Genomic DNA, 8,882 nt, shown 5'->3' on the forward strand with positions numbered 1-8,882 from the left:
CGAAGATCTCGGTCTACTCTCTCCACATAACCCCTCTCCAACTCAAACGCAGGACTGTCAAGAGTATATTTTTGAAAAAGATGAGCTGTATAATCATCAACATTTACATTTAAAATGTAAGTGTCTGTTTGAGAATTAATTTCACTTGAAATTTTATTTCGGTATTCTTCCGAAAAGCGGTCAAAGTAGTTTCCTGTGTAAAGTTTCATTGATTAGTAGTGTCTGTCTAAAAATGGCATACAACTCTCAAATATACGAACTCTTTATCTATTTTCTTTCGTCAATCATACCAATTTAGGTATGATTGACGAATGTTTTTTAATGACGGCAATACAAAATACGCATGCCTTTTAAAATAGAAAACCGCTATGCACTATAGAGGTATCACAGCAGTAACTTGCTGTGAGGTAGTTCGACAATTTCAGGCACAGCTACTAAAACCTTATTACAAATCACTGTCTCATTTTCTTCAGATAGTACTGTTTTTCACTTTTATGTTGATACGCAATGCAACGATAAACACCCAATACCAAAAACTGGGACTTCAAAAAGATACTTTGGCTTGAATATAATAATCCATCTCAACAATTGCGATAGTAGTTCCCAACTAAAAAACGAAAGAATAACGGATTAGCGAAAGAAATAACAACTAAACTGCAACCACTCCACAACTTTCACTTGTTCTATTTGTGTCATAATTAAAATCTATTACTATGGCACAAGTTAATCTATTAACGAACTTCAGCTCAGACGAGCTTAGAAAAATCTTTCGAGAAGAAATTGAAATAGCATTAAAGACGCAAAATGAAAAACGGAGAGAAAGTATTCCTAATGGTTTTCTGACACGAAAAACAGTTGCAAGTCTATTTTCTATTTCTCTAAATACGTTGGACAAGTACTGTGGGTTAGGGTATCTGCAAGCATACGAAATAGGCAGCCGGATCCTCTTCAAGGAATCTGAAATTGAGAACTCGCTTATTCCTATTAAAAATTTCGATAGACTCAAAAAAAATGACAGCTGTCACTCGTAGTGATACTGCTAAACTTTTTCTATTGAAAAGATAAAACCGCAACCCTATGTCAAAAGTTCAAGAGCAACACATAAAGTTAGAGACATATCTCTCAGATAATTTCTTTTTTCGATTAAATGAAATTACCGGAGCGATTGAAGTAAACGATATAACTGATGCCCCTTGGGAGGAATTGAACGAGTTCAATATTTACCGAAGGCTTCGATTAGATGGGTTTAAAGTCTCTCTGAATGAGTTGATTTATTTACTCAAATCCGATTATGTAAAGAAATTTAATCCTTTGCAGACCTATTTTAATTCGCTTGGTAGCTACAATGAAAAAGAAAAGGATTGGGTAAAACATTTATGCTCCTTTGTCAAGGTCAAGAACCCTACAAGATTTGAAAGGCATTTTAAAAAATGGCTAGTTAGAACAATTAAGTGTGCCTTAGAAGACAATTACACCAACAAAAATGCTATGATAATTGTTGGGTCGGAGCAAAACACGGGCAAGACAACTTTCTGTAGGTTTTTATGCCCCAGTGCTCTGAAAGATTATTATACGGAAAATATTTCTTTCGATAAAGATTCAATGATTGCCCTAATTGAAAACTTCATTATTTCTCTAGATGAAATGGCAACCTTTACTAAAGTTGAAATAAATGCACTAAAAAGTATTCTCTCCAAATCCTTTGTAAAAGAACGTCATCCCTTTGAAAGAAAGGCTAAAAAGCTACCTAGGCGGGCAAGCTTCATCGGCTCTACCAATATGTCTGAGTTCTTGACAGATCCAACAGGTAATGTACGTTGGATTCCTTTTGAAATTTTCGGAATTGATTGGAACTATTCTAAAGAAGTCAATATTGATGACGTCTGGCGGCAAGCATATTCCTTATATAAATCAAACTTCCCTTGTGATGTAACTGCCGAAGAATAAAAGAGAACGAATTAGAAAATAGGCAATTCCTTCTAGTAACGCCAGAGATGGAGTTGCTAATGAAATATTATACTCCCGGAACAAAAGAAGATTTTGATATTTTCCGCACAACGACGGAAATAGAAATGGCTCTTAAAGAGGAAACGAATGCAATGGCAAGGATTTCTACTCAACAATTAGGCAAAGCCTTAAAAACTTTGGGGTTTAACAGGGACAACCGCTATGATTCAGAAAAGGAATATCCCTTGAAGGCATATTATTTAAAATTTCGACAAAATATTATTTAAACAGGTTACTTGCTTACTTATAGACTCAATAGAATCTTGAAACACTTATCCATTCAGCATTACAGAATAAGTAAGCATTGCTTACTTAAAGTTACTTATTGTTTACTTAACCTACTTGAAAGGCTTGAAAAAGTAAGAAAGTAATGCAAGTTCCTTACTTATTTGACACTTTAAATTTAATAAAATGAACATTGAAAATGCAAAAAAAATTGGACTGGTTGATTTCTTAGCAACCTTAGGCTTTCATCCAACAAAAATAAATGGCAACGATTATTGGTACAAGTCGCCACTAAGAAAAGAAAGAACAGCTTCCTTTAAAGTAGATAACAGCAAAAATTTGTGGTATGATTTCGGAACAGGTGAAGGTGGTAATATTATAGATTTTGGTATCCGCTATTACAGGTGCAATGTTTCTGATTTATTAGAAATTTTGGGGTCAAAAGTTTTTTCTTTTCACCCACAAAATAGACAAAGGCAAAAGCCGACTGAGCATACTCAGGCCGCTTTTAAGATTTTAGAAATAGGAGTAATTAAAAGCCCACGGTTGATAGAATATATTCAGACAAGAGGAATAGAATCTGAGATGGTAAAAGCATTCTGTAAAGAAATTTTTCTCCAGAATAAAAATTCATTGAACTATTTCAAGGCGATAGGCTTTCCAAATAATAATGGTGGCTGGGAATTAAATGCACCCAACTTTAAATCTTGTATAAAACCAAAAGCAATTAGCTTTTTTAATGAGCAGAAAAATACACTGGCAATTGTAGAAGGCTTCTTTGATTTTCTTTCTGCCAAACAACTTGAAGAAAACTTACTGCAAGCAACAAATTGGCTCGTACTAAACTCTCTTTCAATGGCAGAAAAAGCAAAACCAATCATAGCACAACACGAAAAAGTTTTGCTCTTGTTGGACAATGATGAAGCAGGAAAAACTTGCGCAATAAAACTACAAAACTATTGTGCTGAAAACAATATCAAGGTAGAAAATCTTGCATCAAAATATGCACAGTACAAAGACATCAATGAATGGTTGTTAAAAGAAAGAAAGCTTCACGAAAAAATATTCAACAGCAAATAAGACCCATAATCAGCAACAAAAGAATGCGCCAACGATTTTAAATAACATTAAATCTTTTAAAAACCATTTGAAATAGCTTGAATAGGCTATAAACGAAGCCGCACAAAAGCGCATAACAACTAAACAAGAACCAACTAAGAAGTGCATAAGAATTGAATAAACGCTAACACTGTTATAATCGTTAGCTATTGAAAAAAGAAATACACCATAAATGCTTCGTATTGGAAAACGAAAGTATTGCCGGAAGAAGATAGCGCTTGCAATAGCCAGCTATGTTTTGGTTATACCAAAACTGCTGGCGGCCTCCTACTTGAGGTAGTCGGCCGGTATTTTTCTCATCCGCCTTTTCGGGCGGATTCAAAAAATGGGCAAGCCATCTGAAGCATTTAAGATAAGAAACAGGGAACTAAAAAAGAAAGGGAATTTGAAACAAACGGAAGAAAAAAAGGAACAGGCAATGGAAGAAAAAACAGAGCAAAATCTTGAAAATAACAACCCAAAAAAGAAAGGTGGACGGCCACCAAAAACGATTAAAAGAGACCAGTTGATTGGTGTAAAATGCACGCCGTTGGAAAGAAAAATTATCCAGACAAAAGCAAAAATAATGGTTCTTTCAATATCTGATTACCTCCGACAAATGGCATTAAGCGGCACCATACATCTTAAAAATAAGATACTTCCGAAAGAGGTTTTAAGCTTCGCCGCAACGCTCAATCACTTAGCTGCAAACCTCAATCAGATAGCCAAAAAGCGAAACGGTTTTGAAGAATTAACGCTTGCTGAACGGGTAGAGCTTAAACTTCAATCCGATGAAGTCAAGACACCGGCAAAAGAAATTAAAAACTATTTACTCCAATAATTACCGAACAATGATTGGCAAAATTATTATAGGAAAATCTTTTAAAAACTGTATTACCTATTGTCTCAAAGACAAGCAAGAGCTTTCTTTAGAAGACATTAATAAATTAAGTCCCGCCGAACAGCAATTGCAGCATAAAAACCGGGCAGAAATATTGGAATATAATAAATGCTTCGGCAACATCAAAGAACTAACAGAACAAATGAATGATGTAAAAAAGCAAAGCCGCAGGATAGAAAAACCTGTTATGCATATTATCCTTCGGATGGCACCGGAAGATAGGGTACTTAGTAAAAATGAGCTCATTGAAATCGGCAGAAAATGTGCGGAAGCATTTGGTGTGGCAGATCATCAATACCTCAATATTTTACACAAAGATACCGCCCAACAGCATATACATTTAGTCATTAACCGGATTGGTTTTGATGGCAAAGCTACCAGTGATAGTAATAATTATTGAAAGATGGCAAGCTTCTGTAGGGGTATAGAAAAAGAATTTCATTTGACAGAAATACTCAGTCCCAGAACTTTTCTCTCACCCAAGGAAAGATTAATCCCTCGCCAAGATGCAAGAAAACAAAAGTTGAAAAATGACATAGCCACGATACTAAAAAGTGAACCAATCAACTCATACGAACAGTTTGCTCAGCGAATGAAACGATTGGGCTACCAGATAGAGAAAGGCAGAGGCATTGCTTTTATGGATAGTAAAAAAGTAAGAATAAAAGGTAGCGAAGTAGGATTCTCCTTAAGCAAAATTGAAAAAATATTATTGCTGAAAATGGAAATTTCCTTGAAAGAAAACGCGCAAAGTTTATTGCCCAAACAACAAGAAATTGAAATGGAGAAATTAAATCATCAGACAAAATTATCACAATCAATGGACGATAATAAACAGCCAACATTTTATAAGCAAACCACCCAAATTGAAACACTACAAATCGAATTGAAAAATATCATTTATCAAATAATGAAACCTGAAATGGGTGGTGGCGAATATTTGCCCCAAGAGTTGAGCATTCAAAAGAAGAAGAAACGCAAACAGCGATTAAGATGGTAAGATTAAAAATGATTAGTAAATTTTAAATAACAAGATTATGAACGACAAAAACAAAAACGCTCTCATTGAGCAGGAAAGTTTTAAAATGCTGCTGGAGGAATTTACGAGCGAACAGGAAGTGCATAACCAATCAATGAACGAGCTAATAAAGACTCTCCAAACCTTAACGGATAAAGTGGCTGAATTTGAGGGAAAAACTAAAAATTCGGAACCGATAAAAGTTGTAGTTGATAGCTATTCAATTGAACCAATTATCAAAAAAGCTATCACGGATATGAAGATTATTGTCACCACCAAGCCGCAACCTATTGTACGGAAATATCAGCTATTGTTGTTCCCCGAAAGAGCCTATCCCGCTTTTCAGAAAATATTTCTTAGCCGTTGGATTGTTTTTGTTATCTCCATATTTTTTATTTTCTGCTCCTATAAATTTGGTGTCCATTGGAATGACAACCAACAGAAAATTAAAATACGCCAACTTGAGAATAAACATATTGAAAAAGCATGGCACGCTTTGTACAACAACGTTGAAATAACTATGAAAAGAAAAATGAAAGATATTTATCAAAAGTCATATTAAATTTGTTGTGTATAAATTTCTTTTTCAATTTCTTATGAGAACTGCTTTTATTCTCCATATAATTATTTTTGACGAATAATCTCAAAGGTATTTAATCAACGGATTAACAGCGGCTTTTAATTAACTTTGAAAATATATACCTTAGTTTGTAATGAACCTGTAACTAAATAAAATGAGTTTAAATAAATTTGAGCGATCTTCTCTATGGAAAAGGACTCTGGCGTATCAAGAAAATGATGAATTTGAAAAAGAAAGAGGAAAATTACGACAAGCTTTTTTTTCTCTACGGGAGAAGTGTGAAATGTTAGTAGAAAAAATTTCAGCTACGCTCCCAGACTTGACACAACACAATATTAATCATTTGGATGCATTGTGGGAAGTTGCAAGCCTGATAATAGGAGACGATTTCCCGATAAATCCTTTAGAAGGGTTTATTTTAGGAAGTTCATTTTTGTTGCATGATTCTGCCCTCTGCCCGGAAGCCTATAATAAAGGAATAGAAGGGTTGAGAGATACTTTATATTGGAAAGATACATTTGCCCAATTGGTTGAGAATAATGATCACCAAGCAGATATTCTTAAAAAAGAGTCAGACTTTTTAACATTAAGAGAATTACATGCATCCCAATCAGAGAAGTTACTTACTGAAAACAATTGGATTGGAGAAAATGAAAATGTATTTCTACTGGATGATTCTCAATTACGGAATCATTATGGTTCATTAATTGGGAAAATTTCTGCAAGTCATAATTGGAATATAGAGGAAGTGATAAGTAAATTAAAGTCACAGATAAACCCGATTTCTCCATATCCTCGAGAATGGAGCATTAACCCCATAAAACTTGCTTTTATTTTAAGATGCGCCGACGCTGCGCACATCGATAATGATAGAGCACCAGACTTTCTTCTAGCATTAATCAAAAGATCCAATTCATCGTTATTACATTGGAAAGCACAAAATAATCTGTCATCAGTGACACTAGACAATAGTGATCTAACTGGCGAAACAATTTTGTTCACTTCAAATAAGGGATTTTCTGAAGAGGAGTATGGAGCTTGGTATATAGCTTATGATGCAATAAGTGTAGTGAACAGAGAAATAAATGATTGTAATAGCTTTTTAATGACAATGATGCCACCGCTTACTTTTAAAATTAAGAGGGTAAAAGGTGCAGATTCTATAGAAAGTATGGCTGCTTATATAGAAGCTATTGGTTGGAAACCTTGCTCCGCCAATGTCCATATAAGTAATATAGAAAACATCATTAGGAATTTTGGAGGGCAAGAACTTTATGGACGGGGGGGAAAAAATAATCTGATTGTAGCAATTAGAGAATTGATACAAAATTCAAGAGATGCAATAAAGGCTCGAGAAACGATAGAAAAATTATTTGAGGGAAAAATTCTCATAAACTTTGAGAAAAAAAACGATGATTACTATATAACCATTTCTGATAATGGTGTTGGGATGTCAGAACGTGTCCTTACTGGCTCCTTATTAGACTTCGGGAAAAGTTTTTGGTCATCTGAATTAATCAAAAGCGAATTCCCGGGATTAAAATCATCCAATTTCAAGCCGGTTGGCAAATTTGGTATCGGGTTTTATTCTATATTTATGGTTTCACGCCAGGTTGAGATTAACACACGCTTATGGAATAAGGGTAAGGAAGATGTAAAAGTATTATCATTTAAAGATGGATTTACTCTACGGCCAATTTTAAAATTTCAAAATCATGCTTTATTCAATTCTTTCTATACAACCAGAGTCCGACTTAAGTTAGAAAATATCTTAGATGATTATGATCGTTTTCAGATTCAATACAGACGCAATAACGAGATCGAAAAATTTGAGGTTCCTCTAAAAGCCGTAATTAGTCGTCTTACTGCTGGATTAGACGTAGATGTTTTTTATGCCGAAAATGAAGAAGAGGAACAAAAAATTCATTCGGACTTCAATACCGAATTTGATAAGTATCAATGGTTAAGAGATATTGCTTATGCTGATTATAGAAATAATTCCAGAGTAGACGCAGTTATTAAAGAGCATTTAGAAAAATTAGATTACATAGACCATAATAACAAAACTTTTGGACTGATTGCTTTCAATAGAAATATCGACCAATCAATACAAAACATTTCTGTAGCGACAGTTGGTGGATTAAACTCTAGTCCTCTAAGTGATGGCGGTACAGAACATATTGGATTAATTGATTATGATGAAAATTCTGCGAGAAGGGAAATTGATCATAAATCAAGGAAGGCGGCTACAGAGAATTTTCATCAATGGGCGTTTAGGCAATACCAAAGTCTATTGGTGGAACCAAAAACGTTAATCCAATACTATCGGATTGCTTCATTTTTATTTGACAATAATATAGATTCATTGGATTTTACTCTTATTCCAATACGGTATAACGAATCGTATTCTCTTCTGACAAAGACAACCGGATTATCTAGTCTAAAAAATAAAGAAATATTTATTTTGGTAGGCACAATGACGGAAGACCTAAGTATACCTGAAACCCAAATTGATTATGCAAAATTGCCAAATAAATATATTGTCACCCCTTTAAATTTGGGCAAATATTCTTCCGTAGAGCTCATTGATGGAAAACCCGCTAATGAGAATTCCCTATTAGGAAGTATTTCACGATTGGCTAAAATAGAAGGCCTTCAGGTGCGTTATATATTTATAGAAAACTTATGCAAAAGTACAATGGGTTTAATTACCCATGCAATAAGAATTGAACTAACTGATGCCATATAACGAAATATCTTTGCCTGATTTTTTATAGCCTTTAAATCTTTGCTGGTAATAGTGAAGTTGAGAACGTATTTTTAATATATTTATTCGATTTTCATAGAGTATCGATTATTATCTATTAAATATTGTTTCAATTCAGGATGAAGATTTGCTATTTTCAAATCAATAAAATCTTGCACAAACGGTGCAACGTAATACTGGCTTCCGTCAATTGGCTCACATCCACAATCTAAAGAATCTAAATAATCAGTTGTGTAGATTCTGACGATGCTGACCCCCCATTCTGGGATGATGACCCACCTGCGAA

At 34.2% G+C, this 8,882-nt stretch carries 11 protein-coding genes; 9 read left to right on the forward strand and 2 right to left on the reverse strand.

Annotation, left to right across the window (positions count from 1 at the left end):
- The coding region (locus ACQR30_RS18255) for a hypothetical protein (RefSeq protein ID WP_429737239.1) at positions 1-209 on the reverse strand (209 nt) is incomplete at its 3' end.
- A 504-nt stretch (positions 210-713) separates the two neighbouring features.
- Here ACQR30_RS18255 and ACQR30_RS18260 point away from each other — a divergent pair.
- The 9 genes from ACQR30_RS18260 to ACQR30_RS18300 all read left to right on the forward strand — a co-directional run bounded on the left by ACQR30_RS18260 (position 714) and on the right by ACQR30_RS18300 (position 8,578).
- On the forward strand, positions 714-1,031 hold the full coding sequence (locus tag ACQR30_RS18260) for a hypothetical protein (RefSeq protein ID WP_429737240.1): 318 nt from the start codon (positions 714-716) through the stop codon (positions 1,029-1,031).
- A 46-nt stretch (positions 1,032-1,077) separates the two neighbouring features.
- Positions 1,078-1,947: a VapE domain-containing protein gene (locus ACQR30_RS18265; protein WP_429737241.1), complete on the forward strand. Its 870-nt coding sequence runs from the start codon at positions 1,078-1,080 to the stop codon at positions 1,945-1,947.
- A gap of 59 nt (positions 1,948-2,006) precedes the next feature.
- Entirely contained in the window at positions 2,007-2,234 is a 228-nt protein-coding gene (locus ACQR30_RS18270) for a hypothetical protein (protein WP_429737242.1), read from the forward strand.
- 184 nt (positions 2,235-2,418) lie between these two features.
- Positions 2,419-3,312: a toprim domain-containing protein gene (locus ACQR30_RS18275; protein WP_429737243.1), complete on the forward strand. Its 894-nt coding sequence runs from the start codon at positions 2,419-2,421 to the stop codon at positions 3,310-3,312.
- Between the two features lie 364 nt (positions 3,313-3,676).
- On the forward strand, positions 3,677-4,171 hold the full coding sequence (locus ACQR30_RS18280; protein WP_429737244.1) for a plasmid mobilization protein: 495 nt from the start codon (positions 3,677-3,679) through the stop codon (positions 4,169-4,171).
- Entirely contained in the window at positions 4,122-4,631 is a 510-nt protein-coding gene (locus ACQR30_RS18285) for a relaxase/mobilization nuclease domain-containing protein (RefSeq protein WP_429737246.1), read from the forward strand. Before ACQR30_RS18280 ends, ACQR30_RS18285 begins: the two co-directional genes overlap by 50 nt.
- 3 nt (positions 4,632-4,634) lie before the next feature.
- Positions 4,635-5,231, forward strand: a complete 597-nt coding sequence (locus tag ACQR30_RS18290) for a hypothetical protein (RefSeq protein ID WP_429737247.1) — start codon at positions 4,635-4,637, stop codon at positions 5,229-5,231.
- Positions 5,232-5,268: 37 nt separating this feature from the next.
- On the forward strand, positions 5,269-5,811 hold the full coding sequence (locus ACQR30_RS18295; RefSeq protein ID WP_429737248.1) for a hypothetical protein: 543 nt from the start codon (positions 5,269-5,271) through the stop codon (positions 5,809-5,811).
- Between the two features lie 172 nt (positions 5,812-5,983).
- Positions 5,984-8,578: an HD domain-containing protein gene (locus tag ACQR30_RS18300; protein WP_429737249.1), complete on the forward strand. Its 2,595-nt coding sequence runs from the start codon at positions 5,984-5,986 to the stop codon at positions 8,576-8,578.
- A gap of 80 nt (positions 8,579-8,658) precedes the next feature.
- On the opposite strand, the gene ACQR30_RS18305 is transcribed toward ACQR30_RS18300, so the two are convergent.
- On the reverse strand, positions 8,659-8,882 hold a 224-nt coding region (locus ACQR30_RS18305), incomplete at its 5' end, for a hypothetical protein (RefSeq protein ID WP_429737250.1).

It is taken from the genome of Arachidicoccus sp., from assembly GCF_050436765.1.
GTDB lineage: Bacteria > Bacteroidota > Bacteroidia > Chitinophagales > Chitinophagaceae > Arachidicoccus.

Bases quoted from the DNA above. Each gene is read 5' to 3' on its own strand.
- ACQR30_RS18285 (WP_429737246.1), top strand. From the start codon at position 4,122: ATGAAGTCAAGACACCGGCAAAAGAAATTAAAAACTATTTACTCCAAT.
- ACQR30_RS18260 (WP_429737240.1), top strand. From the start codon at position 714: ATGGCACAAGTTAATCTATTAACGAACTTCAGCTCAGACGAGCTTAGA.
- ACQR30_RS18270 (WP_429737242.1), top strand. From the start codon at position 2,007: ATGAAATATTATACTCCCGGAACAAAAGAAGATTTTGATATTTTCCGC.
- ACQR30_RS18290 (WP_429737247.1), top strand. From the start codon at position 4,635: ATGGCAAGCTTCTGTAGGGGTATAGAAAAAGAATTTCATTTGACAGAA.
- ACQR30_RS18280 (WP_429737244.1), top strand. From the start codon at position 3,677: ATGGGCAAGCCATCTGAAGCATTTAAGATAAGAAACAGGGAACTAAAA.
- ACQR30_RS18295 (WP_429737248.1), top strand. From the start codon at position 5,269: ATGAACGACAAAAACAAAAACGCTCTCATTGAGCAGGAAAGTTTTAAA.
- ACQR30_RS18265 (WP_429737241.1), top strand. From the start codon at position 1,078: ATGTCAAAAGTTCAAGAGCAACACATAAAGTTAGAGACATATCTCTCA.
- ACQR30_RS18275 (WP_429737243.1), top strand. From the start codon at position 2,419: ATGAACATTGAAAATGCAAAAAAAATTGGACTGGTTGATTTCTTAGCA.
- ACQR30_RS18300 (WP_429737249.1), top strand. From the start codon at position 5,984: ATGAGTTTAAATAAATTTGAGCGATCTTCTCTATGGAAAAGGACTCTG.